This is a genomic window from Neolewinella agarilytica, from assembly GCF_900110645.1.
GTDB classification, from domain to species: Bacteria; Bacteroidota; Bacteroidia; order Chitinophagales; family Saprospiraceae; genus Neolewinella; species Neolewinella agarilytica.
Genome location: NZ_FOFB01000037.1, coordinates 28,605 through 52,734 on the forward strand (window position 1 = coordinate 28,605; position 24,130 = coordinate 52,734).

Consider the following 24,130-nt stretch of genomic DNA (forward strand, 5'->3'; position numbering starts at 1 on the left):
TACCTTCGCATTATGGCTCACTTTACCCTTCATGAAGACTTGCTCCGGAAGAATCTGGAGTTAGTTGCCGACGTTGCCGCGGCAGCCGATGTACGCATCATTCTGGCCTTGAAAGCCTTTGCTTACTGGCCGGCTTTTCCCATTTTCGCGGAGTACCTGACGGGGGCTACGGCCAGTAGTCTTAACGAGGCCCGGCTCATCCAACGGCACTTTGGCAAAGCGCCTCACGTGTACGCACCAGTATACCGACCGCGGGAGTTTGCGGAGGTAGCGGCCCTTGCGGGGCACCTCACCTTTAACTCCCTTACGGAGTTGGAGCGGTACCGCAGCAGCTGGGAAGAAACGGGCACCAGCGTTGGTCTGCGCGTTAACCCGGAGTACAGCCCGGTGGAGACGGAACTCTACAACCCCGCTAACCCACATGGCCGGCTGGGAGAGACTTTGCCCAACCTTCCCACCAAGCCTCCAAAGGGCTTAAAGGGCCTGCACGTCCATACACTCTGCGAGTCTTCAGCGGAAAATACCGCGACGCTGATCGAACGGGTCCGGGCGCAGTTCGGGCACTACCTCGAACAGGTCGAGTGGCTCAACCTCGGTGGTGGGCACCTGATGACGAAGCCCGGCTACGATGTAGCCGCCCTCATCAAAACCCTGCGGTCTTTACGCGAACGCTACCCCCACCTGGAGGTCATCCTCGAGCCCGGCAGCGCCCACCTCTGGGGGGCGGGCACACTTACGACCTCCGTGCTCGACATCGTCGAAAACTACGGCCGCCGCACCCTCATGCTCGACGTAAGTTTCACCTGCCATATGCCAGACACGCTGGAAATGCCCTACCGCCCGGAAGTACGACAGGCCAAAACGACAGCAGACCCCGACTTCCCCTACGAATATCGCCTGGGCGGGATGAGCTGCCTGGCCGGTGACTACCTCGACACTTACTACTTCCATCAACCCATTCGCGTTGGAGACACCCTCGTTTTTGAGGATATGGCGCACTATACTACCGTGAAATCAACCATGTTCAACGGCGTCCCACACCCCGACATCCGGCTCGTAGACGATCACGGAGAAATCATCCACGAACGGGCCTTCTCCTTTGCGGATTATGAAAGGCGGATGGGGTGACGAGTCAAGGAGTCAGATAGTCAAGGAGTCAAATAGTAGCTGCCGCACAGGGCAGGCACGCCGCTTTGCGGCTGGGGGAAGCAGACCGGAGGAGGCAGAAACACCCCCGAAGCGACCAGGAATCCGGGATTAACACCTATCTGCGCAGCAGCACGCGCTCTCCTACCCTCTCCTGTTTTCTGCGTTCTCTGCGTGCAAAACCCCTCGCTGCGAAGCAGCCTGCCAGCATACTGCGCAGCTACTCTTTGACTGTCTGACTTCTTGACGATTTGACTCCTTGACTATGTAACTTCCTGACTCCCTGACTTCTTCGTAGAATTAATAAACCAAACCCCCGCCAGTAATATCGCCCCGGCGATCATCGTCCGTCCCGTAACGATTTCATTATTCAGTAATCCACCAAGCAGAACAGCAACGATAGGATTCACGTAAGTATTCGTAGAAACCTTCTCGGCACTCACCTTCGACAATAAAAAATTGAAAGCGGAAAAGCCCAGAATAGCCCCAAAGACCACCAGATACAACCAGGCATAAAAAGATTTGGGGGTGACCTGATCCGGAGACCAACCCGCCCATTCTCTGATCATAAAACTGAACAGAAGCAAAACGCCGCCGCCGGTCAGCATTTGCATCGCATTACTACGAAACTTGTTTTTGCCCATGTCAAGTTTCGGGCTTAAAATCATGCCCACTCCCCAACAAGACATGGCCAGCAGAATAGCCAGCAGTCCCTTTACGCTCCCCTCTCCGCTAAGTGTAGCGGGTTGGTCGATCAGGAGGTACATACCGAAGATGCTTACCCCAGCGCCTACGAAAGCCATCATGGGCGGCCGGTTAGAAAACAGCCCCCACATCATGAGCATGACGATCAGTGGCTCGAAGGAAATAATGAGTGCTGTCGTGCTCGTAGGCACCCATTGTTGAGCCCACACTACGGCCCCGACCCCAATGGACAAAAACAGCAAGCCAATAAAAGATGCGTTTGCCCATTGCTTAAGGCTTGGCCGGCCAGCGGGGCCGATGAAAAAGGACATCGCGTAGAGAATAACTCCGGCGACCAGAAAACGCATCGCCCCCATCCCGAAAACAGGAATGGTATCAATGGCCCAGTAATTCGCCAGGTAAGTTGATCCCCAAATAAAATAGGTACAGGCGAAAGCTCCGATGATGAGCCATTGTTCTTTGGTCATAAGATGGGTATTTGAAGGAACTCAATTTTTAGTTAGGCGAAGGTAGTCAGCGAACAAGTCTATCTTTGCGCAAAATCTACTACTATGCCATTTATGAGCAGAATACTCACGAGCCTCCTCTTAGTTTCCGTTTTCGCCCTTTTTCTGGGGTGCCAACAGCAAGAGGCCGGGGGGACCACCGCCGGAGCAGCAGGCGCGGACGCAGGTGCAATGAAAGGTCCAAGCATCGTTTTTGTCCGCCTGGATAGCCTCCAGACCGGATACACCGAGCTCGCCACCGAGCTAACTCGCCTGGAAGCTAACTTCCTCAAAGCACAGGAAAACCATCAGGGACGGGTATCCTCCCTTCAGAAGGAAGTACAACGACTCCAGAACAAGGTGCAGCAAGGACTCATGACGCCCAACCAGATCCAGTCCGAACAACAGCGTATCGGCCGTAAGGAGCAGGAGATTATGCAGCAGCGCGACATTGCGCTGGCCAGCATTCAGGACGACCAGGTGAAACTACAGGCTCAATTCGGTGAACGGGTGAAGGAAATCCTGGAAGATATTCAGGAGGAGAAAGGATACGATTACATCCTCAACGAAGGAGGAGGCTCTGCGGTCCTCGTCGCTAACGATTCCTATGACATCACGGATGTTGTACTGGAACGACTCAACGCTTCGGCATCCGTTACTATGGAGAAAGACTCGGTACAGTAAATTAGCAGGATAGTTTGACAGTAGTGATAGTATGATAGTAACTCTACTACCATACTATCATTACTAAATCACTCCCAGTAAGCCAGCAAACGCTGGATGGTGTCCTCTGGTAGTCCTACCAGTGCGGAAGCATCGTTGAGCCCTTCAGCATCCCCACTCAGGCGCACGTCCGGGGTGCCGGAGGCAGCATCAATGACGACCATAGACTTTTCTGATTCCCCCTGGCAACTAATCTCGTAGCGCAGTAAAAACTGTTGGGCGTTGATATTCGTTATGCTGGCCGGGCGGAGCTCCGGCGAGGAATGCGAGATAACCACCCCTGCACCTGCGGTTGCGCCCCCCGCTGCGCCTGCTGAAGTACCACAGGATACAGAATCCTGGTACGTCCATAATAACTCCGGAGACTGTTCCCCTACCCGATAATGACGGAGGTACAATCCACTAAACTGCGTTTTAGTATCTACTTCACGGCTCAGGAGCGTATAGACATCCTTATCGCCCTGGACCCACTGATGGGCTTCCAGAACATCCCCGTTTATTGCTGCCCGAAGGGAGGCCAGTTGTTCGTTCAGGTCCTCCCCCATCAGGTAGCGCCGATCCATATTAACACCCTCCGGTTCACCACCACAGGCCGTCAGACCGACCAAAGCAATCAGAAGGAAACCAAAAGCGCGAAAACCCATTAGTTCGTTATTTTCTACTTAGCAGATAACGGCCACCAAACCGGATGCTTCCGGTGTGAATACGATCGTTGTAGGGCCCGATGCCCTGTTTTTCGCGTAGGTAGATAACGCGACCAAAGGAGGGAGAAACATAGATACTCCACCTTGGCGTAATCAAACGCTCAACTTGCAAGCCGCCGCCCAGATAGAAACTGGAGTTGGCTAACATGGAGCCTCCCTCCAACCATCCCGGATCAGGGTTGACCAGTTTGCGGGAACTGGAACCGGAAGTCGTCACGGAGCGCCCGCCACTGGCCTCTTCTCCGGCAACTGCCGGAGGCGGTCCGGGAAGGTCTGCCCGACCGTTAAAGGCATCGATCAGCAATTCCTGATCTTCCGTAGGAATGGAGAACGAAGAGCGGGCAATGACCGTCATGTTCATCCCTACCCTGCCGGAAAAACGCCACTTATCACTTTCCGTGAAGGTTCGCTGGTAGCTGAGTGGGAAGCTGATCGTTTCGTAGATAAAGCGGCTATATCCCTTCACGGGTTCGATCAGGGGATAAGACTCTTCCAGATACCACTTCAGGGCGGTAGGGATGTAAGACCGACGACCAAAGATGGCACCGATTTGCAGGCCGTTTTTCCCCTGGCTGATGTCCATCAATAAACCAAAGGACATTCCGCGGGTGATGCGATCATCTCCACTGATGTCAATTTCTCTAACTGCGTTTGCGGGTGTAACCACCTGGTTAAAGTCAAACGGAGAAGAGTAGACGTTGGCGTAATAACGCACGGGCTCCGAGTGATCGACTCTGGGCAGTTGTACCGCCGGGCTCGGTAAGCTTAAGCTTCTGGAGAGCGGGCGAATGTCCAGCCCTTCAACCGAAGCAACGGGATCTACCTTAGCTGACTGCTCATTGTCTTGTGACACAGCAACTGGGGCAGAGGTCTGTTCTTCTTCACCGGCGAAAGCGGCGGGCATGGGCAATACCAGGGCGGGAGTACGGCGCGCAGCAAGGCCGGTACGAGGCCTGGTCTGGCGCGTCTTCCCATCAGGGGTTCCCGTGCGGGCAATATCGTTGATTGCTGTTACAGCAGTGCTAACCGCCACCTCCGGGGTAGCTTTCGTCTCTTCGACTTGCACGTCAGCTATGGGGAAACTCACATACTCTTCCGCCAATACGGGTGCTGGCAATACTCTTTCGGGGCCGAAGCGAACGAAGAGTAACAGTAAACTCAACAACAGGGAAACTTCGGTAATTTTCCAGGCTGCCACCATACTTCTCCGCTGGCCGATGAGCTCCAAACGGGCAGCGAGAGCGGCCCACCCGGACGGTGCTCCCGCCAGTTCACGGCTAAGTTGGGAGACGAGCACGGCGTCTACTTCCTGACCGACTTCGTCATCAATTCTTGCGGAGAGCTTCTCCCAGCTTCCCGCAGGGGCTGCCGGCTCAAGTCCCGTCAGTTTATCCGCTAATTGCTTATCAGCGATAGCCAGCGGATCGAGTTTTTGTTCTAAATGCTCCCAACCCGTAGCATGTTGACCAATGCTGAGGCCACTAAGAGCGGCTCTTAGCTGAATGTCAGTGTCAGCATCCATCTTCTCAGACAGACGCTCCCAACCATCCACCGGCTTTTCCGGCGGGACGCTTTCCCCGAGCCGTTTCCGGATCAGGTCATCAAAGTCTTGGTTTTGCTGGTTCATAGTTCAATACTAGCGGCCGGGGGTGGTCAGGGCTTTTTGGAGTTTGCCCCGGGCTTTCACCAGGTTGGAGCGGCTTGTACTTTCGGTTATTTGTAATTGCTCTCCGATTTCCCGGTGGCTGTAACCTTCCACAACGTAGAGGTTAAAGATCGTCCGGTAAGTAGGAGGTAGTTTCTGAACAGCAGACAATATCTCCCGGGCACCAAAACTGGCAAAAACATCGGGGGCATCGCTACTGACGTGATAGGCTTTGTCAATATCTTCGGTCCGGCGACGCACATTACGCCGGTATTGATCGATGGCCGTGTTGACGGTGATGCGACGCATCCAGGCCAGCAGCGCTGTTCCGGATTCGTAACGACCAATTTTTTTAAAAATCTTAATAAAGCTCTCATGAAGCAAATCCATCGCTTCATCTTCCGTGCCAGCATATCGTTGACAGACGGACATCAAAGGACCGTAGTACTCTTCGTACAGTAGTCGTTGCGCTTCCCGATTACCGCGAACCAGCGCGGCAACGAATTGCTCTTCGTTTTGATGTAGACTTAGTGAATGGTCCATGATGAAGGTGAATGAGGTGATTCCGGCCAGAAACCGGGAATAACCGTAAGATAAACGATTTTTTTTGCCCGAATGCTGCTTGGTGGCAAGATTTAAGGCTTGTTAACGACAAAGACGGTTTTGTGGGTGCTTCGGCAAGCTCAGCAGGGGCCGCAAACGCTGGTGCAAAGTAAAATTTAAAAGAGCAGAGTAAAAAAAAGCGGTCAGCATCCGGCATCGGGCGTTTTACTGCCTGAATACTGGTTGCTGACCGCCATAAAACCTTATTTAGGTTTTGGGGTAAACAGAATTACTTACCACTTGATAGACACGGTGTAACTGTCGTTATTACTACTGGCAACGAAGTTTACAGCATCAATACGCAACAGGTAGGAACGATCTCCCCGACGGATGACAAAAACATCGCCTTCCTGAATGGGCAGAGAAACTTCTTCGTTAGCGCTTTGGTCACCGTCAGCATCCGGGAAGTTGTCATCACCGGTCAGGTCAGCACCACCGTCAAATACGGAGGCAATCTCTTCCGCTGTGGAAATATCATCGAAAGAAACACTCTCGCCAAGAACGCTCAGGTCAGCTACTTTAACGACAGCGTCGTTAACGGAGCTGATTTGCGTCCGCCAGTTTTCACCGGTAAGATTCAGGTTGATGCCTTCGTCCTGCACTTCTGCAGCGGCACTGTTGAAGCCAACGGCCATGCCGTTGTCCAGATCCAGCCCTCCGTTCATACCACCACTGGCATTGAAGAATACGCCGGTAGTATCCAGGCCTAATGCCGTACCTGCTGGCGGGTCAAAGGTGATCACTACGGAGCGCTCTGCCGTAATGCCATTGACGTCGGCCACCTGGAAAGTGTAGGTCCGGGTTGTCATCATATCAACGTCGGGGTCGATAGTGATGGAGAAGGTTCCGCCAAGAGCCTCTTCGGGAATGAAGTTAAGCGGATTAGCCGCCGCAAACGCCGGAGCAAAATAGGTCAGTTGAGCAGCGTCCATAACAACACCGTCTTCCAGAATCGTCAGGGTAGCCAGTGAATCCTCGGTGTTATCAACGTTTACTTTTACGTCAAAGCTCGTACCGAAATTGGTCACCGTAGCGTCTCCGCTAACAAATCCATCTTCGACCAGAAGATCAATAACCGGTGGGCTGGAAGTGTAGGTAACGGTGACGGAAGTGGAAGCAGTTTCGTTGTCGACGTCCGTGAGGCGGAAAGTAAATTCCACCGGCCCGGCAACCACGTTAGAGGGAGTTATTTCGATTTCATAGGTAAACCCTTCCTGATCCACTGTAGGAATCGCGAGAGGATTATTAGCCGTTTGCCCCGTACGGAAGTTCAACTGGCTGAAGGGAATGTTCACGCCTGCTTCCTGAATAACCAGGTCACGTAGCAAAGCGTCTCCGTCCTGCCCGCTAACGCTGACAATGAAAGAAGGAGTTCCAAGGGGAAGCTCCTGGTTAAAGCTAACCAGGCCAGCCCCGCTGTTCAGGCTAACGATGGGGGGAAGGGTTACGCCTCCGGGCAGACCAGGTGTATCCGGATCACAGCCAGAAGATAAAAAGACGACAAAAGCTGCCGTAATTAATAAGGTGATTCTAGAAAAAATACGCATGTATGGTTGGTTTTGTTAGATAGTATTTTTTTGATGAGAGGAATGGCTGGACCTGGGTCATGAATACAAGTTGCCATGAAAAACAAGGAACCACGCCTTCCTGGAGGAAGACGTGGCTCTCGAACCTTAGTAACGGTTTTAAGATTTATTTATTTGGCAGCGGTGGCAGCTTTGCGGTAAGCGTCCATTTTAGCAGCATCAGCGTTCCGGTAGCGGGGACCGCACTTCTCCAGAATAGCGGCCATTTTCACGTTGGAAAGCTTAGCCATTGCTGCGGGGGTCTTAACACCCGCTGCTTCAAAATGCTTGGCCATTGCCGGTCCTACGCCATTGATGGCTTCCAGCGGGCTCTTTGGCGTGGCAGGCTTCGTACGTGGACGACCCGGGCCTTTCTTTGCTCCGGCAGCGGTGCTTTTCTTAGCCGTGGATGCAGTAGTAGTCTTCTTCGGACGACCAGGACCTTTCTTAGCTACGGGTGCATCAGCCGTCTTCTTCGGGCGACCAGGACCTCTCTTAGCTGTCGTTGTCGTTGTCGCAGTGGTTGCCTTCTTTGGGCGACCCGGACCTTTCTTTGCAGTAGAGGTTGTAGACTTCTTGGCAGGACGTCCACGACGTGCAGTTGTTTTTTTGGCCGGAGCACCTTTCGCCTCTGCTAATTGAATTTTTAATATTGCTACTTCAGCTTTGAGCGCTTCTACTTCCACGAGCGCATCTTTAGCTTCTTTTTTAGCACTTTTCAATTCTTTTTTATGCTTTTTCGCAAGTTTCTTAACGTCGGTAGAATTAGCGGTAAAAGCTTCTTGCGCCGCGTCAAAGCGACTGATGAGGCTCATCACCTCTTTCTTTAAATTAGCCATTAATCTGTTTTGAGTGAAAAAAAATAGTACTGAAAATCAGCGTATAAATTCTGCTTTCCAGTGTTTAAAGTTTGTTTCGTGTCTGGTTAAAAATTGTTGTAAGCCCAAGGTGTAAACTCCTAATAAAGTACAAATATATGGAGAATAAGTACTAGAACGTAAATTACTTATACCAAAAAATACGTTAGCCCTTTAATAATGTTTCGTTTTTAGCAACAGTTTTTCTGCCTAATGGTTTCTTTTATCGGTTCCCCAGGCGAGCTTGCCTCTCAAAGTGTCCATAAAATTAATGTTACTGAGCTTAACCAAATTGAGGCCGTACTCATTTTTTCGAACGGCCAGATTATGGACTGAAGTAATGGTTTCAAACCTACTATCCAGGGTAGCTAAAAAGTTTTCGGCCCGGCCTTCAATTTCAAAACTTATTACCGAATCATCGGAAATAACAATGGGTCGAACATTAAGATTATGCGGGGCTACCGGCGTAATCACAAAATTTCCGGAGCCGGGAAAAACGATCGGTCCACCACAGCTAAGGCTGTAGCCCGTGGAGCCCGTAGGGGTAGCGACAATGAGCCCGTCTGCCCAGTAACTGGTAAGGTAAGCACCATTTATATAGGTATGAATGGTAATCATTGAGGAGGTATCCCGCTTGAGTAAGGTAAAATCATTTAAGGCGAAGGGAGTATCTCCGAATATCGGCAAATTACTCTCTACGTAGAGCATTCCTCTTTCCTCGGTTTCGAAGCGCCCCCGAGACAATAATTTCAGGGCTTGAGACATATTGGTCTTTTCCACCCTGGCCAAAAAGCCGAGGCGCCCCAGGTTAATTCCCAGAATAGGAATACCCGAATCTTTAACCAGCGTAGCGGCCTTTAAGATTGTGCCATCACCGCCAAGGGTGATCACCATATCAAACCGCTTGATTTTAAAATCAAGGTAGCTTTCAAAAACACCTACGTCACGCGAGAAATTGATATGAGGCCGTATTTCTTCCAGATAAGGGCCGTACACATAGGTCGAAAAGTTTTCTTCAGCCAGCAAGTCAAACAAGGTTTGCACGTGCGGAATATCCTTCTCCTTGAGTAATTGACTATAAATAACGACCTGCATAAGCAATTAGAAATTGAGACTCAAAGCTAAGAAAACACCGCCTTCTCCCAAGTGGTTACGGTTATACTGAAGGCTGCCAACCATATCGTAGAACAAGACAACGTCCAGGCCAAGGCTGGCCCCGGTCAGTAAAGTGTTGTTAAGCTCATTACTTTCATCCACAAAGGGAGAGTTACTGATACCCTGGTTAAACTGAAAGGCTAATAATACCCGAACGGGGATATAGCGGAAGGCAGGGATGAAAACAAGTTTGCCTAAATCCAGGTTTGTTTTAAATAATTCTCTCCGGATCCCGAAGCGCCAGATGGCCATATCCAACCCATCTACTACATAAAACTGGTAACCGACGACTCCGTTATTCCCAAACCCGATGGCCCGGTTTTCAAGAAATGGTTGTTTACTTCTTATCAGGCTTAGCTTACCGGCAACCCCCGTATTAATGCTGTATTTATCATTTAGCGGCCAAAATTTCCGGTAAGTGACTCCTACAGTCAAGCCACTACGCTCTCCGGTTATTCCTAATCCGTCCTTTTCCAGAGAGGCCTGCAGGAAGGTTCCTTTCCAGGGGTAGTTCCTCACGTCCCGCCGGTCATTAATAAATCGATAACCGATACGAAAGAAAGATTGGCTGTTTCGGCCACCACCAAAAAAATCCGGATTCAGCACATTCGCGATCGTGTCCGCAATGGTAGCATCCCGATACCCAAGATCGATTTTATGAGAGACATAGAGCCGACGGCGATAGGTAAAAGACAGGTCTGCTTTGGTCTGCCGGTAAACGAATTCATCGGGGTTGTTATAGAACAGTTGTTGATTTTCGGAAGTAGCGAAATTCTGTTCCCGCCGGCGCAGGAACTCGTAATTGATTTCTGCCCCCAGACTGCCCGCCTTGTTTAAATAAGGCAGGCGATAGCCCGCTTCATATTCACGGGTATAGCCGGTGGTAAAACCTAATTTGAACCGGTCTCGTCTTCCCGTAAAGTTGTAATAAGAAAGTTTCCCTCCGATGTTAACCCGGTCCAGGGAGCGGCCCTGATCTCTCCACCAAACATTAAAGTTACGGTCAGCCAGGCTGAATACGGGAACCGGATAGATATACCAGGTTTCCCGAATGTCAATAGTAACGGTTTCTTTCCCGGGCCCCAGCAGGGTATCCGAATGGCTTATATCCACGCTTACGAACAGGCCGGTATTCATCAGTGCGCTGTAGGTAAGCTCAATTTCTTCCGCTAGCTTGTCCTTCGCAATACGGCTCCCCTTACCGAAGGTCATTTCCCGAAAAATAACCTTGCTGCGGGTACGCTTATGTCCCCTTAGAAATATATCAACAATAGTGACCGTATCCGTTAAGGGTATTTCCTCACTTTGATGGGCTTCACTACCCCGAAGCTCTGCTTCAGCTTGCAGGCTGCCACAAAAAACCAGAAGAAGAGATAGTAATACGAAGCACTTCATAATCGCTCAATAACGGCATAATAAGTCAATTACTTGCCCCGACTGAGAAAGACACCCGTAAGGACGAGGACAATTGCCGGGATTTGCCACAGCCCTATCCCTTCCCCATCCAGCAATCCCCAGCTTAAAGCCACCAGGGGGATAATGTAACTTACCATTGAGCTGAAAATTGCCCCCGTACGCTGCACCATCTTGAAAAAGATAATACTGGCCAAAACGGTACTGAACAAGGCAAGGGCCGCTACGTAAGTAAGGGCCCACCATCCTTTTCCATCCACTTCCATTGCCGCTGTCTCCAACACGGCACCTGCGGTGAGCGCCCAGATTAATGCCGGAACCCCTACCAGAAAAAAGCTGGTGACCGTAATGGTCAGTGAGGGCATTTCCTTAAAATAGGCCGCTACCAGATTTGAACTCGTAGCGTAACAAAAACAAGCCAGGAGGATAAACCCGGCGTAGGCGAACTGGGTGGTTTGCCCTGCCTGCCCCGGAGCGGCCCAGGCCAATAAACCGGCTCCAACAAGCCCAAGAACCACCCCTGTCAACTGCCGTTTACCGGCGTCCCTGCTTTTAAAGAACAACCAGGCGATCAGGAAAGTACAAAGCGGTGTGAGACCGCTCAGCATGCCGGTAAGGCTGCTGCTCAGTTCTGTTTGTGCAAATGGGAATAAAAAAGACGGGAGGCCCGTACCCGTAATCCCGATCAGCATCAGCAAAGGCACATCTTTGCGGCTTATCTTCTTCAGATGCCGAAAAGCAAAAGGAGCCAGGGCAAGGGCTGAAATTCCTAAGCGGAGAGTAGCCACCTGTGCGGGGGAGAACACCTCCAGGCCTTTTTTTATGAGAATATAGCTGGTCCCCCAGATGAGACTCAGAAGGACCAATATCATAAAATCAATGGTCGTCGGGGAGGAGTTTTGGCGCATGGAGCGAAGGTAAACCCTTAGGCGGTTATTCTTTTAAGCCATCAGTCGTTACCGTTTCCAGCTCATCATTTTGGTTCAAAATGATGAAGTAACCTTCTAATTCCGGCTGCGTATTGATCAGCTCTAACGCTTCTTCGGGGCCCAGCACTAAACAAGCCGTGGCGTAGGCATCAGCCGTAGCACAATCAGGTGCCAGAACACTGGCGCTCAGCAGGCGGTTTCGTTCGACTTTCCCCGTTCGGGGATCGATGGTGTGGCTAAGGGTCTTGCCCTCCACCTTATAATAATCGAGATAATTTCCGGAGGTGGCGATGGCTCGCCCGCCGCTTAGTGGCAGCGTACCGGCACTGGCCACTTTGGCCCGGTTTTCATCCGGCAATCGAATAGCAACGTTCCAGGGCCGTCCGTTTTTTTGGCCGCCGCCACGCATTTCTCCACCAATATCAATCAGATGATCCGGACGCCCCCGCTGGCTTAGCAGTTGGGACAGCAGATCGACACCATAGCCCTTTGCGCTGGCATTAAGGTTGAGTTCTACCCCCGGAGGTTTACGTAAAAACTCCCCGTCAAGTTGTAATTTTTCGATGCCTACCAGTTTAAGCAGGCGGGCAATTTCGGCCGGATCACCATCAGCGTCCGTCCGTTTTTCCGCCGTACCGAACCCCCAATACTTCACCAACGGGCCAACGGTGGGGTCATAAGCACCACCGGTTTTTTCGCTGATCGCCCGGGCCAGGGTAAGATTGGGAATAAAATGTTCCGTACCGGCCAGGCTGATACCGCTTTCGCTTTCGTTGAAGGCATTGATTTTACTTCCAGGCACCCAGGCAGACAGTTCCTGATTATACGCATCCAGGAGGCTGTCCAGGCTGTTTTTCAGTGCAGGAATTGTATCGCCCAAATAGGTTACCCGATAATACGTTCCCATAGCCGCGCCTTCCAGAATATGGAGCGGTTGTTCTGCCTGACCGGCAACAGCAGATGATACAGAGGCGCGGTCGCAGGTGCAAAGGACAAGACCGAGGAGCAGCAAGGGTAAAATTCGCATAGCGCAAATTTAGCGAGAAAACGCAAGTGAAGCCTCGTATCAACCAAAACGCCCCTTCCGACGGAAGGGGCGAAAAAATTCGAATTGGCTATCGTGGTGTATTTCTAGTACAACGTGTTGTTCATAGAGTTATTAGTGAAATAAATAAGGCTTACTACACCAGACAGAAAAATGGGGAAAAAGAAAGAGGGAATACGGGTGTGTTTTAGTGTGTGAGTCTCAAAGATATTCTCTCCGGGTTTAATGCGTCATTTCATTCCATAAACGGTAGAGATGATTGGACAAGCGGTAGGAAGAGCAGCAAACACATCAAAAAAAGCCAACTAAACACTACTTTCTGCCAGCTGACAACCACCTCAGGACATCTTCTCTTCTACGCCGGCTCACCACCAGTTCGACCTGATTGCTTAACACCATTCGCCCGGATCGTTCATTCCTTACCACATGTTTACGATTCACCAAAGACGAGCGATGAATCGCAAAAAAGCCATAAGGTTCCAGCATTTTCCGGTATTCTCCGATGCTGTAGGAGGAGAGTCGGTTACTTCCATCTTCCAGGTAGATGTAGGTATATCCCTTTTCGCCTTCGCAGTATACGATGGTGTTCGTATCCACGTATTCCAACCCTCTCTCTGAGGGGATACCAACTCTTTTGTTTTCGGGGTTGCTTTGTTCAAGGTTGGATAGTAGAGCCTCCAGTCGCTGGTCAGAGCTTTTTAGCCGAATCCGCTCACGAGCCAAAGAGACCGCCCGTTGCAGTTCATGCTCTTCCACGGGTTTGAGAATGTAGAACAAAGCGGACACCCGGATAGCTTTCATGGCATGTCTTTCTTCACAGGTCACAAAAATGACCTCTGGCCGGTTCTTGGGGTTTAGCTGTCGCAGCAACTCAAATCCACTACCGCCAGGCATACCAATATCCAGAAAAATAAGGTCCGGCCGAAGCGTTTCAATTTTTTGTAACCCCTCTCGTATATTCATGGCTTCCCCCAGGATGTCTACCGCCAGCTTAAGCCCTTTAATCTGTTGGCGCAAATCTGCCAGAGCAGCGGGTTCGTCATCGATCAGAATTGCAGTAATTGTGTTTGGTGTGGATGTTGTGTTCATAGTACTTAGGGTTTAGCAATAAGGTGTTCTGTCTATTGGAGTTAAATCGCGACGGGTTTTCGGGGCCTTATCTGGGTTAACCGCCGGAGGCAGCTGCGAAGCAAAACCCAGAGCTGTGCTACAGAGCTCTTGCGAGCTGGCACCTAAAAACCGTCATGCCCGTAGCTCAATAAAGGGAACACACTAGGTTTAGCAGCTATAAAAATAAGGATAGCTCGCTGTTTTTCAAGGATAAAACAGCACCTTTACCATAAAGCTACTAAAGAATACACCCACAGCCTTTACCAGTTATTTTGAGTACTTCATGAAATTTCAGTACTTACAATGGTTTTTCTACTTCTTCATTCTCTGGCCTGTCTCAACGAATGCGGCGGATTTCAGCCCGCCGTTTACCATCCGACAGCTGGGCCTGGAAGATGGTCTTCCCCACCGAAGTACTTATGCCTCGACCCATGACCGGCATCATTTGCTTTGGCTAGGTACTGAAGCTGGCTTATGCCGATTTGATGGCTATCAAATTAGTGCCTTCAATCATTTTCCCCAAAAGTTCAGCGGATCATTAAAGAACGATCAGGACAGTCTGCTGCTTTCCATAGTTCCCGGCTACCGGGACTCACTGGAGATATTTGACCCCGTTCATCGAACGGCAAGCGGCAAACGGCTTGCTGGTTTGGGGGTAGGCTTATTTGCGGGCATTTGCCATCGCTCCGGGTTCCCCCCATACTTTGGCCAGGGGGCAACGATATATCGCTATTCCGCAAAGGATGGAAAAGCCGTAGCTGCTCACACACTTAAACGGGAACTGAGGAATGGAGACAGGTTGATTAATGCTTCTGTTTCCGGATATTTACTTTATCGCGCTGACCAGAACGACCTCGAAGAATTTTTTAATGGGCAGTTGATTATTCATCCTCCCCCCTCCGATAGCCCCATCGAATTTATTTTCCAGGAAAAAAGTGGCAAAATCTGGGTGGGAACGGAGCAAAACGCCTTCACGAAAAACCGGGGACAAGATATCTTCCGCCCCGTACCTCCCCTACCAAATGGCGACCCCGTCAATAAAGTATATGAGGATGATCTGGGCCATATCATAGTGGCACACCTGCAACCTTATATGTTGACGATGACGGACATGATCGCCTACCTCGGTCAGGACACCGTATCTCTGGAGGGCCTACTGGAAGAAGAAAAAAGAGTAATCCACGTTGACGGTCATGACTTCCGGCAGGAAATCCGAGCGGCGACTCACGGAGGATTGTACACGCTCCAATTCCCCCAGCCGCAGAAATCCCCTTTTTACAACTTCCTGGCGGCTGAAGATATGCCCTCCGGCACTTTTGGACACGTTATGAGGGGCTTCACCGCTGACAACGACGGCAACGTGTATGCCAATAAAGATTCCAGTAAACCATGGTGGTTCCGGGTAAACATTAAGGACTATTCTCTGGACACCCTCCTGATGCAAAACGATCAGGGGCAGGTCGTCAAACAATTTGGTTGTGGCACCAACCTGATTAATCATCAAGGGGATATTTATGGCATGAGCTGCTATCGAGGCGATGTAGACACCGGCCACGTGTACCGTTACCGCCCAAAAACTGATAGTTGGCGGCAATGGACACTTCCTGAGGTCAATCAGGTAGTCCGATGGATTATGAAAGGCCGGTCGGAGAACGAACTGATGCTGATTACCCAAGACAGCAAAACTGACCAAAAGGGGCAGCTTTACTATTTTTATCCGGCCCGGGATTCTTTCGCCCTTGTTCTGCCGGCGGGGCCGGAACATTATATAGCCGGATATACCAAAAGCGCCAAAGCAGACAGTGCCCGCTCCTGCATTTGGATTGCTTCCACCCGGGGGCTTTACCGGTTTAACTTACTGGACGAAAAGCTGGAACACTTCACCTTCCCCAGTGGCCAGGCGACTTCTATTTCAGACATAGTTATTCGAAAATCAGGAGACCTTTTACTTGGAACCTTTAAAAACGGACTGCAGCGTTTCTTTCCAGATCAGAAACAGTTCGAGCATGTGGGCGGGATCGCTGTAGACGGTCCTTTCGTTCAGAAAACCGATGGTTTCTTGTCTCTTCCCAGCAGCTTTGTCGCAGCCATTCAAGTGACTCAGCCGGATAATTACTTACTCATTACCACTTTCAACGGCCTGTATTTTCATGGCCCGGAAACCAGCCACACCTACACTACTAATCAGGGTTTACCCAGTAACGAGTTCAATACGCCCTCCCTTTTTTTTAACGAAACTGACCAAAGGTGGTATGCTGGTGGCATTAATGGGTTTTGTTCTTTTAAAACGGACGATTTATTATCGACAAAAAGCCCCCTTGAGCCATTACTTCTCAGATACCGGCTAATGGATGAATTAACCGGTGTTGAAAAATCCATCCCGCTTACCCCCCGGCACAAGGAAGAGATTACCATCCGCCCCAATGTTTCTTATTTTGCTTTTGACTTCACTTTGCCCGACTATCAGAATGCAGAAGCTAGAAAGTACCAGACCAGACTGGTTGGGTTTGACCGGGACTGGCGCTCGGCGACCACAACCAATTTTGTCAGGTACACCCAACTACCGGCGGGTTCTTATACTTTTCAGGTCCGGGCCATTGATGGCATTGGCCGGCAAACGGAGATCATCCGGGAGGTGCCCGTTACCGTTTTGAAGCCATGGTATCAAAAAAGATGGGTGCATTTTCTGATGGTCCTTAGCCTGGCGGGTATTTTGCTGACCTGGCACGGGAATCGATTAGCCCGGCTGGAAAAAGAACACCAGGCAGAACGCAGAGTCCAGAGTCTGGAATTAAGGGCTCTTCGGCAGCAGCTCAACCCGCATTTCATTTCTAATGCCATGAACGCCATTCGGGAGTATATCTCCAGCCAGGAAGCACAGCATAGTAAAAAAGCTGGCGACTACCTGACCGACTTCAGCCAATTAATGCGCCTGTTTTTGGAAGCCTCCCGAAAAAGATTTACCAGTGTAGCCGATGAGGTGGACATGCTGGAACGCTACCTTAGCCTGGAGCAACTCCGATTCCCCGACAAGTTTGATTATCGCATAGAAGTAAATGAAGACATCGACCCCGACATGGACGAAATCCCCTCTCTGCTACTACAACCGCTGGTGGAAAATGCGATCAATCACGGCTTGTCCCCAAGAGACAAGAAAGGTTTTTTGCATATTCATTTCGAATTAGAGGATGATGATGAAGCCATTAAATGCACAATCAGTGATGATGGAGTAGGCAGAAAAATTGCTGCGGCGACTCCCCGAAGGCGGGATCATATTTCCCGCTCCACCCAGATCATGGAAGATCGCAGGATTCTGCTATCAGAATATGACGACATAGAATTGCGCATAACGATGCGTGATCAATTTCCCGAACGGGAGCATACGGGCACGGTGGTAACGGTACGCTTCTAGTGCAGTGTAATTTAAGTTAAGCTAGGCTTTTGCGCTGGGACGCCTTTAGGTCCTTTTAACTGAGCTAAGCGGTCCTCGAAGCGTCCTGGAAGGACCTTCGAGCGTCCGCGCTCTCCAAGCTTGCGACGGCGCGCAGGTGCAAAGGAGGTTAATAGAGCAAGGACCTTCGAGCGTCCGCGCTTTCCGAGCTTGCGACGGCGCGCGGGTGCAAAGGAGGTTAATAGAGCAAGGAGCCTTCTCCCTGATTACCTTTGTCTTCTTATGAAACAACTCCTCTCTTTCGCCCTGCTCTTATTACTTTTTTCCTGTGGCAACGAGTCCGGGCCCGCCGCTACCGAAACAGGCCCGGAGGTGGTAGCTGCCGCTGCGCCCATACCCGACACGGCACCTGCGGCTGCGGCCCCAAAAGCCGTTGCGATAGATACGAATGCCCCTCCCACCATTCCCAGCTATACTTTCCTGACCGGAAAGTTCGATCCGCTGGTTCACCCGGACTTTGTGCCCGTTGCTCCCAAATATACCGACGGCGATCCTTACGTATTGCACCAGGATACTTATGCCGCTTTCGAGAAAATGCACGCTGCTGCCGCCAGGGATGGCGTCCAACTCATCATGGTCTCCGCTACCCGGAACTTCGCCCGACAAAAACAAATCTGGGAAGCTAAATGGAACGGCCAGCGACTGCTCGAAGGCAAGGAAAAAGCCAACCTCGCTTTCCCCGATCCGGCTGACCGGGCACGGGCCATCCTCCGCTATTCCTCTATGCCTGGCACCAGCCGGCATCACTGGGGCACAGACATTGACCTGAACGCGCTGACCAATGGATACTTCAAGCAGGGTGAAGGCAAAAAGATCTACGACTGGCTGCAAGCCAACGCTGCCGCCTTCGGTTTTTGCCAGCCATACACCGCCAAAGGAGACGAGCGCCCCAACGGCTACGAAGAAGAGCGCTGGCACTGGAGCTACCTTCCTCTGGCCACTCAACTAACGGACTATGCCGCCACCCAACTTCAGGACGAAAACATTACCGGCTTCGCCGGCGCAGAAGCTGCTTCTGCGATCAGGGTTATCGATAATTATGTGCTGGGGATTAACCCCGAATGCCGAAGCCCGAAAAAAGCCCACTGATTATCCGGCTTTTCAACTCCGCTTTCTGCCGCCTGGCGAACCTTTCCCCTGTTACAACTTGTTATCTTATCAAATCACCACTGCACTATGGAACTCTACGATATTAACCGGGTTGCCCTCATCGTTTCACCCAGCACCGCTTTATTGAACTGGGCGATTAGTGAAACACCCGCCATCGCTGAAGACGTTGACCCGGATGACCCTTCCGACCTGAGTAGCGTTTACCTCCTGCCTGATTTTGATGACATCGAAGAAGCAGACGATTGGCTGGAGGATAACTTCCAGGCCGTGCTGGAAACCTTACTGGAAGAATGGATTCCCGATGACAGCCTCTGGCCGGAGCGACTAGAATTTAAGCATCTTGAAAAATACGCGGAGTACAGCTTCAGTAACATCGTTATTGATACCGTTGATCCGGACTATGATGAATAGTAAACAGCAAGCCTGGTAAATAAACATCTTCAGATAAAGCCATGGTAAGTAATGATAAGCTTACTTTAGCCTCCCTTTTCAACTTTGCTACCGTACTGAGACTTGCTCTATCAAACACCAACACCGGCTATTGCCAACCTCGTCAACCTGAAGCCAGACCCTCTGATGCTGTTCGGGTCCGACCGCAACGTTATTCTGCTGGCTGACCGCCCCAGCTATCCCGGCATTGAAGATTTGCGGCAGCCTAAGCTTAAGCTGGCGGGTCGGCAAATCAACCCTAAACTCTGGATGCCCTACGGGCCGCAGGGATACCGAAATCCGCGACTCCGCAGATTAGACAACAATGAAGAACGCCCCTTCCGGGGCCTGCCTGAAGGCAGCCGTTTCCGGTTCTTCAACTGGTCTCCGGACGGCAAGCGGATCGCCTTCTGCCTCCTGACACCTACCGGATTACAACTTTGGACTTGCCTGGCGGAAACCCTTGAATGTTATCCATTGGGCGCAGCTGACATCAACAACTCTCTCGGCGGCACCCCCTTTGACTTTTTGGGCAATGAGGGCATCCTCGTAAAACGCCGCATCGCGGGGGCTGAACCACCAAAAGACGATGCCCCGACGCTTGGCCCCAACGTACAAGACACCTCCGGCATGGAAGGGGTGAGCCGTACCTACACCAACCTGCTCAAGAATAAGTATGACGTTGACCTCTTCCGCTATTACGCCAGCGGGCAACTTTGGCGGATTGACCTCAACACGAAGAAAGAAGAACCATGGGGCAGGGCTGGCATATTAAGTGGCCTGTCCGCTTCCCCCAGCCGGGAGTACTTTCTGGCGACCTACGTTGATGAGCCTTTCAGTTTCAACGTGCCCTACGAGAAGTTTGCTGATCGCGTCGAGGTACTCGACGCTCAGGGTAACTCCCTTATCGTGCTTGAAGAACGGCCCGCCCAGGAGCAACTGCCGCCAGCCTTCGGCTCCGTCATTACCGAACGCCGCCGCTTTACCTGGCGCAGCGACCACCCCGCTCAGGTCTACTGGACGGAAGCCCGGGACGGCGGCGATGCCGCCAACGAAGCCGAATTCCGGGATCAGCTGTTTTACCTGGAGGCCCCTTTTACCGGCACCCCGGTGCCGAGTGTTAAGCTCCCCCTTCGCTTCGGCGCCATCCGCTGGTGCCGGGGCGACCTGGCCCTGGTGTATGACTGGAGCTGGCAGCAACGGCGGCAGGTAACCCGCCGCTGGTGGCCCGATGAGCCCGAGCGCGAGCCCGTCGTCCTCTTCGATCACAACTGGGAAGACAACTACAGCGACCCCGGAGACTTCGCCACCATTACGCTGCGTAATGATCACGTCGTGCTGCTCACCCGTGAGGAAGGAAAGAAATTAGTTCTGACGGGCAATGGCCACCACCCCGAAGGCAGCCGTCCTTTTATCGACTTTTACGATTTGGAAAGCGGGCAAACAAGCCGTCGGTGGCAGTCTGCTCCCCCGCATTACGAGCGATCCTTCTTCTTCCTGGATGAACACCCCGACTGGTTCATCATGGCGCGTGAACAGCTGACCGAACGGCCCAATTATTTTTTACGCAACCTGTTATCGGGTGAAGAGATCCAGCTTACGGACTTTGAGCATCCCTACCCACAGCTGCGCGATGCCAACCTGGAGAAAGTCCACTACCAAAGGGAAGACGGCGTAAAACTCCTGGGCGACTTACACACCCCCGCCGATTTTGTGGCGGGTAAAAGCGAGCCCCTTCCCGTTTTGATGTGGGCCTACCCGCAGGAGTTTAAGAACGCCGACAAGGCGGGGCAGGTCACCACCAGCCCGCACCAGTTTACGCAGATCTCGCCGCTGTCTCCCCTACCCTTTCTGGCGGCGGGGATGGCCATTTTTGATGACTTCGCCATGCCCATCGTCGGCGAAGGCGACGAGGAGCCCAACGAAACTTTCATCGAGCAGGTGCAGATGAACGCCCGCGCCGCCGTAGAGAAGCTCGTGAGCATGGGCGTAGCTGACCCTAAACGAATCTACGTCGGTGGCCACAGTTACGGTGCCTTCATGACGGCTCACTTACTGGCGCACACCGACCTGTTTGCGGGCGGTATCGCCCGCTCCGGGGCTTACAACCGGACGCTGACGCCCTTCGGCTTCCAGGCCGAGGAGCGCTCGTTCTGGTCCGTTCCTGAGACCTACATTAAGCTCTCCCCCTTCGTGCACGCCGACAAGATCGACGCGCCGCTACTGCTCATTCACGGCGAAGAAGACGCCAACTCCGGCACCTATCCGATCCAGAGTAAGCGGATGTTTGCGGCGCTGAATTCCCTCGGTAAAACGGCGCGGCTTTGTATGCTCCCGCATGAGGATCATGGGTACGCGGCGGAAGAATCCATTTTGCATATGTTGTGGGAGATGGAGGGGTGGATGGCGAGGTAGTCTGGTAGTTTTGTAGTCTGGTAGGACTACCGTAAGGGGAGATTGCCCACCAAGCAACATGAGGAGGGGCGTACGTTGACTAACGAAAACGAGGGGTTGCGGTCGCTAACGAAAATGTAAGGGCGACGTTCACCAACGAAAACGAGGGGCGACGTTTGGTCCTGCGGACCGGCACTCACCCCTCGCTATGAGAGGCGGCCCTCCGGGCCTATACTACAACATTTTATGAAGGGTTGTGTGTTCGAGTTTTACGGCGGGTCCGGAGACTTCTCCGGCCAGCTCTCACTTTACCTTTAACTGGTGAAAGCCTGCTGCTTCCCTGGTCTCGGCTTTACCCTATTCTCTTTTCCAGGAATAGAAGGTAGCCACTTTCAGATCATTATCCTCACAGAAATTGGCAATACTCTATCCGCTTCGCAGCTGATCGGCAAAGAAATCCCGGATGGCATCCGGGATATGGCGCATAAGGTGACTTTGTTTGGGACAAAGCTCTGGCGTTGTTTCTCTTGGGGGAAGAGAATGGATTGGTCAAACGGTAAATATTTCAGAGACTATTCCACCTTCTCCATGTAAGAACTTAATCTTTCGAACAGCTCTTTACTCGATTCAAGAGTATTAAATCTTACGTCAAATACAAAAGGAGAATCGGGGTTCAAGAGTACGTATTTCACTTTTTCCCGGTATTCTTCCAATGATTCTAAGTGAAGTAATTTCCGGTATTGGTTTAGAAGGATCAACTTTCGGCCTGAAAATTTATCAAAATAAAAATCAGTCTTTTTCCCCTCTACGATAAAGGAATACGTAGACCTGCTTCCTGCCTCAAAACCATCATTTTGTGACTCTAACCAAGCCGCACATTTATTGGGTAGGATCTTTCCTTCGAATACTAAATTAAGTAAAAAGGGAGTGATTTTTGGCCGACTTGGGTTGACGCCTACCGACTGGGTGTAGTGGAGAAGTGCAATATCGTAGTACTGTTTTCCTCTTAGGTTTACCACTCCGATCTCATCCTCCCCAGGGAAGCGGCCCGCTTCTAACAGACCAAGTAAATAATCCACATGCATGCTATCAATCGCAGCAATCGTATCCCCGTATACCCGGTACGAACCTTTTTTCTTTCGATACAATTGATCCAGTCGCTGTATCTGTTTCATGGTGTCGCGCATAGGCTGATCGATACCGTTATCCATCCGGTTTCTTTCCATGAAATCACTCCAACGTGGGTCACTGCGGTACGCAGAGAATTTTTCCACTTCCATTAGGTACTCATTTGGGAGTCCTTTCGGTAACAACAGATCAAGATGGCCAAAGAAAGCATTTGCATCCTCTAGCTCTACTGCAAGAAGAAGCGCATTATAGACATCCTTGACAAAGTTCCCTTTTGAGGTAGAAAGAATATCCCGATAAAGAGATAGGGCTTTTGTCTTATCGCCGCGAACAAGCTGGATTTCGGCTTGGTGGATCGCTTTTTGGTAGTGGGGGTAGTTAGCTATTTGAGCGAATAGAAAAAAGGGAAAGACAATTGCGCATATTGAAGCAAATACTTTGCGAAAGGTGAATCGATAATTGGATAGGTTGTTCATATGGATTATGGTACTAAGTTGAGCCCGTTACATTTTTACTTCAGCTTCAATAGCCCGTTCAAAATAACCTATTAGGTCTATCTCACTCATAGACGGCCAAGGTGGAACTTCCTTTTTTGAAGGCGAGCATTACTTTCAGATCATTATCCTCACAAAAATCAGCAACGGTTAGTACGCTTAGCAACTGCTCGGCAAGGAAGAGCAGGACGGCTGGGAGGATGGCGCATGGTGGCAGCTTTGTTTGGGACAAAGGTATGGTGCTGTATGGGAGTGGGCGAAATGGGGTTGCCCGGATGCTTACGCACTTATAAGGTCATTAAGACAATCGTTTTAGTAGTCCTCATATTAACCAAAACATCATCCTGATATTCTTCTTCTTTTTCTTCCATGACTACCCCTTTATCCATGAATACATGTTCATATAGAGTAATTTCGTCAGCAATTGCAATGAGCTCTTTATCCTGACAGACCCATCGATACCACACCTCCTGATACGTTGCCTCCAAACCTTTTCGCTTAGGGCTCTTTCGCACTAGCTCGACGCAAGTCCTACCCAATATTTTTTTCTTGTTACCCGTTTTTTTTCACTTAACTTTCTGAGCATTTCGGACAGGGGCATTAACCCTACGAACTAAACTCCCCATATTCTTCCACTCATTTCTATCAGCGTCAAACATCATTGAACCAGACAATCCGGTACGATAGATTGTAGTTGTATCACCCAGGCTGTAGCTAACATAAATGTTTGCGCTATCCAAAGTATAGTAGGTGGCATCGCTTATATGAAAAGCATTAAGTTTTTCACGATAGCTTGCCAGATCTATACCTTCTCCCAGGTACTCTCCTTCGACTTCGGTTACTATCCTAATTAAAGGCTTCTGGGCCCACATAGTGGCTGAACAAAATGAAAGAGCGATGAGTATCCTGAGTAAAAACATTGTATTTAATTATGTAAACATCTAAGAGCGTGTCTAAAATTATGATTTCTTCGATATAAAGGCTGTCAGTCGTATTTTGTAAGTCGCCAAACTATACAGAATATGACCAAGCAGTGGGC

Annotated in this window: 18 protein-coding genes; 6 read left to right on the forward strand and 12 right to left on the reverse strand. The window is 50.8% G+C overall.

Annotated features, from left to right (window positions below):
* Positions 1-12: 12 nt before the first annotated feature.
* Positions 13-1,128, forward strand: a complete 1,116-nt coding sequence (nspC, locus tag BM123_RS22150; protein WP_090173044.1) for a carboxynorspermidine decarboxylase — start codon at positions 13-15, stop codon at positions 1,126-1,128.
* A 281-nt stretch (positions 1,129-1,409) separates the two neighbouring features.
* Here the strand turns inward: nspC and BM123_RS22155 are convergent, their stop codons facing one another.
* A complete protein-coding gene (locus BM123_RS22155) occupies positions 1,410-2,318 on the reverse strand; it encodes an EamA family transporter (RefSeq protein ID WP_090173046.1) in 909 nt (302 codons plus the stop codon).
* Positions 2,319-2,411: 93 nt separating this feature from the next.
* On the opposite strand from BM123_RS22155, the gene BM123_RS22160 reads away from it, so the two are divergent.
* On the forward strand, positions 2,412-3,020 hold the full coding sequence (locus BM123_RS22160; RefSeq protein ID WP_175489512.1) for an OmpH family outer membrane protein: 609 nt from the start codon (positions 2,412-2,414) through the stop codon (positions 3,018-3,020).
* Positions 3,021-3,088: 68 nt separating this feature from the next.
* On the opposite strand, the gene BM123_RS22165 is transcribed toward BM123_RS22160, so the two are convergent.
* The 10 genes from BM123_RS22165 to BM123_RS22210 form a co-directional block, all read right to left on the reverse strand.
* Complete coding sequence (locus BM123_RS22165) at positions 3,089-3,703, reverse strand: hypothetical protein (RefSeq protein WP_090173050.1); 615 nt, start codon at positions 3,701-3,703, stop codon at positions 3,089-3,091.
* A gap of 7 nt (positions 3,704-3,710) precedes the next feature.
* Entirely contained in the window at positions 3,711-5,390 is a 1,680-nt protein-coding gene (locus BM123_RS22170) for a hypothetical protein (RefSeq protein ID WP_090173052.1), read from the reverse strand.
* Positions 5,391-5,399: 9 nt separating this feature from the next.
* Entirely contained in the window at positions 5,400-5,951 is a 552-nt protein-coding gene (locus tag BM123_RS22175) for an RNA polymerase sigma factor (protein WP_090173054.1), read from the reverse strand.
* A gap of 293 nt (positions 5,952-6,244) precedes the next feature.
* Positions 6,245-7,558: a hypothetical protein gene (locus BM123_RS22180; RefSeq protein ID WP_090173057.1), complete on the reverse strand. Its 1,314-nt coding sequence runs from the start codon at positions 7,556-7,558 to the stop codon at positions 6,245-6,247.
* Between the two features lie 149 nt (positions 7,559-7,707).
* Positions 7,708-8,415, reverse strand: coding sequence for a hypothetical protein (locus BM123_RS22185; RefSeq protein ID WP_090173059.1), 708 nt, complete (start codon positions 8,413-8,415; stop codon positions 7,708-7,710).
* 228 nt (positions 8,416-8,643) lie between these two features.
* Positions 8,644-9,528 carry an NAD kinase gene (locus tag BM123_RS22190; protein WP_090173061.1) on the reverse strand — a complete coding sequence of 295 codons (885 nt, stop codon included), beginning with the start codon at positions 9,526-9,528 and terminating at the stop codon, positions 8,644-8,646.
* 6 nt (positions 9,529-9,534) lie between these two features.
* Entirely contained in the window at positions 9,535-10,983 is a 1,449-nt protein-coding gene (locus BM123_RS22195) for a BamA/TamA family outer membrane protein (RefSeq protein ID WP_090173063.1), read from the reverse strand.
* Positions 10,984-11,012: 29 nt separating this feature from the next.
* On the reverse strand, positions 11,013-11,909 hold the full coding sequence (locus BM123_RS22200; RefSeq protein WP_090173065.1) for a DMT family transporter: 897 nt from the start codon (positions 11,907-11,909) through the stop codon (positions 11,013-11,015).
* 25 nt (positions 11,910-11,934) lie between these two features.
* Entirely contained in the window at positions 11,935-12,957 is a 1,023-nt protein-coding gene (locus BM123_RS22205; protein ID WP_090173067.1) for an FAD:protein FMN transferase, read from the reverse strand.
* A 330-nt stretch (positions 12,958-13,287) separates the two neighbouring features.
* Positions 13,288-14,064 carry a LytR/AlgR family response regulator transcription factor gene (locus BM123_RS22210; protein WP_090173069.1) on the reverse strand — a complete coding sequence of 259 codons (777 nt, stop codon included), beginning with the start codon at positions 14,062-14,064 and terminating at the stop codon, positions 13,288-13,290.
* Positions 14,065-14,368: 304 nt separating this feature from the next.
* Between BM123_RS22210 and BM123_RS22215 the strand changes: the two genes are divergently transcribed.
* The 4 genes from BM123_RS22215 (at position 14,369) to BM123_RS22230 (ending at position 21,490) form a co-directional block, all read left to right on the forward strand.
* On the forward strand, positions 14,369-17,497 hold the full coding sequence (locus tag BM123_RS22215) for a sensor histidine kinase (protein ID WP_090173071.1): 3,129 nt from the start codon (positions 14,369-14,371) through the stop codon (positions 17,495-17,497).
* A gap of 261 nt (positions 17,498-17,758) precedes the next feature.
* The gene (locus BM123_RS22220; protein ID WP_090173073.1) at positions 17,759-18,625 is read left to right on the forward strand and encodes a M15 family metallopeptidase; all 867 of its coding nucleotides are present in this window, start codon (positions 17,759-17,761) and stop codon (positions 18,623-18,625) included.
* Between the two features lie 87 nt (positions 18,626-18,712).
* On the forward strand, positions 18,713-19,057 hold the full coding sequence (locus BM123_RS22225; RefSeq protein WP_090173075.1) for a hypothetical protein: 345 nt from the start codon (positions 18,713-18,715) through the stop codon (positions 19,055-19,057).
* Positions 19,058-19,159: 102 nt separating this feature from the next.
* Positions 19,160-21,490, forward strand: coding sequence for an alpha/beta hydrolase family protein (locus tag BM123_RS22230; RefSeq protein WP_139212054.1), 2,331 nt, complete (start codon positions 19,160-19,162; stop codon positions 21,488-21,490).
* Between the two features lie 551 nt (positions 21,491-22,041).
* Here BM123_RS22230 and BM123_RS22235 read toward each other — a convergent pair.
* Positions 22,042-23,073 (reverse strand): hypothetical protein, encoded by a 1,032-nt coding sequence (locus BM123_RS22235; RefSeq protein ID WP_090173079.1) that lies wholly within the window; start codon positions 23,071-23,073, stop codon positions 22,042-22,044.
* Positions 23,074-24,130: the final 1,057 nt, after the last annotated feature.

What these genes read in the sequence shown, in the direction of transcription:
- BM123_RS22215 (WP_090173071.1), top strand. Translation starts at nt 14,369, where the DNA reads ATGAAATTTCAGTACTTACAATGGTTTTTCTACTTCTTCATTCTCTGG.
- BM123_RS22180 (WP_090173057.1), bottom strand. Translation starts at nt 7,558, where the DNA reads ATGCGTATTTTTTCTAGAATCACCTTATTAATTACGGCAGCTTTTGTC.
- BM123_RS22225 (WP_090173075.1), top strand. Translation starts at nt 18,713, where the DNA reads ATGGAACTCTACGATATTAACCGGGTTGCCCTCATCGTTTCACCCAGC.
- BM123_RS22185 (WP_090173059.1), bottom strand. Translation starts at nt 8,415, where the DNA reads ATGGCTAATTTAAAGAAAGAGGTGATGAGCCTCATCAGTCGCTTTGAC.
- nspC (WP_090173044.1), top strand. Translation starts at nt 13, where the DNA reads ATGGCTCACTTTACCCTTCATGAAGACTTGCTCCGGAAGAATCTGGAG.
- BM123_RS22220 (WP_090173073.1), top strand. Translation starts at nt 17,759, where the DNA reads ATGAAACAACTCCTCTCTTTCGCCCTGCTCTTATTACTTTTTTCCTGT.
- BM123_RS22175 (WP_090173054.1), bottom strand. Translation starts at nt 5,951, where the DNA reads ATGGACCATTCACTAAGTCTACATCAAAACGAAGAGCAATTCGTTGCC.
- BM123_RS22210 (WP_090173069.1), bottom strand. Translation starts at nt 14,064, where the DNA reads ATGAACACAACATCCACACCAAACACAATTACTGCAATTCTGATCGAT.
- BM123_RS22200 (WP_090173065.1), bottom strand. Translation starts at nt 11,909, where the DNA reads ATGCGCCAAAACTCCTCCCCGACGACCATTGATTTTATGATATTGGTC.
- BM123_RS22170 (WP_090173052.1), bottom strand. Translation starts at nt 5,390, where the DNA reads ATGAACCAGCAAAACCAAGACTTTGATGACCTGATCCGGAAACGGCTC.
- BM123_RS22165 (WP_090173050.1), bottom strand. Translation starts at nt 3,703, where the DNA reads ATGGGTTTTCGCGCTTTTGGTTTCCTTCTGATTGCTTTGGTCGGTCTG.
- BM123_RS22155 (WP_090173046.1), bottom strand. Translation starts at nt 2,318, where the DNA reads ATGACCAAAGAACAATGGCTCATCATCGGAGCTTTCGCCTGTACCTAT.
- BM123_RS22235 (WP_090173079.1), bottom strand. Translation starts at nt 23,073, where the DNA reads ATGAACAACCTATCCAATTATCGATTCACCTTTCGCAAAGTATTTGCT.
- BM123_RS22205 (WP_090173067.1), bottom strand. Translation starts at nt 12,957, where the DNA reads ATGCGAATTTTACCCTTGCTGCTCCTCGGTCTTGTCCTTTGCACCTGC.
- BM123_RS22160 (WP_175489512.1), top strand. Translation starts at nt 2,412, where the DNA reads ATGAGCAGAATACTCACGAGCCTCCTCTTAGTTTCCGTTTTCGCCCTT.
- BM123_RS22195 (WP_090173063.1), bottom strand. Translation starts at nt 10,983, where the DNA reads ATGAAGTGCTTCGTATTACTATCTCTTCTTCTGGTTTTTTGTGGCAGC.
- BM123_RS22190 (WP_090173061.1), bottom strand. Translation starts at nt 9,528, where the DNA reads ATGCAGGTCGTTATTTATAGTCAATTACTCAAGGAGAAGGATATTCCG.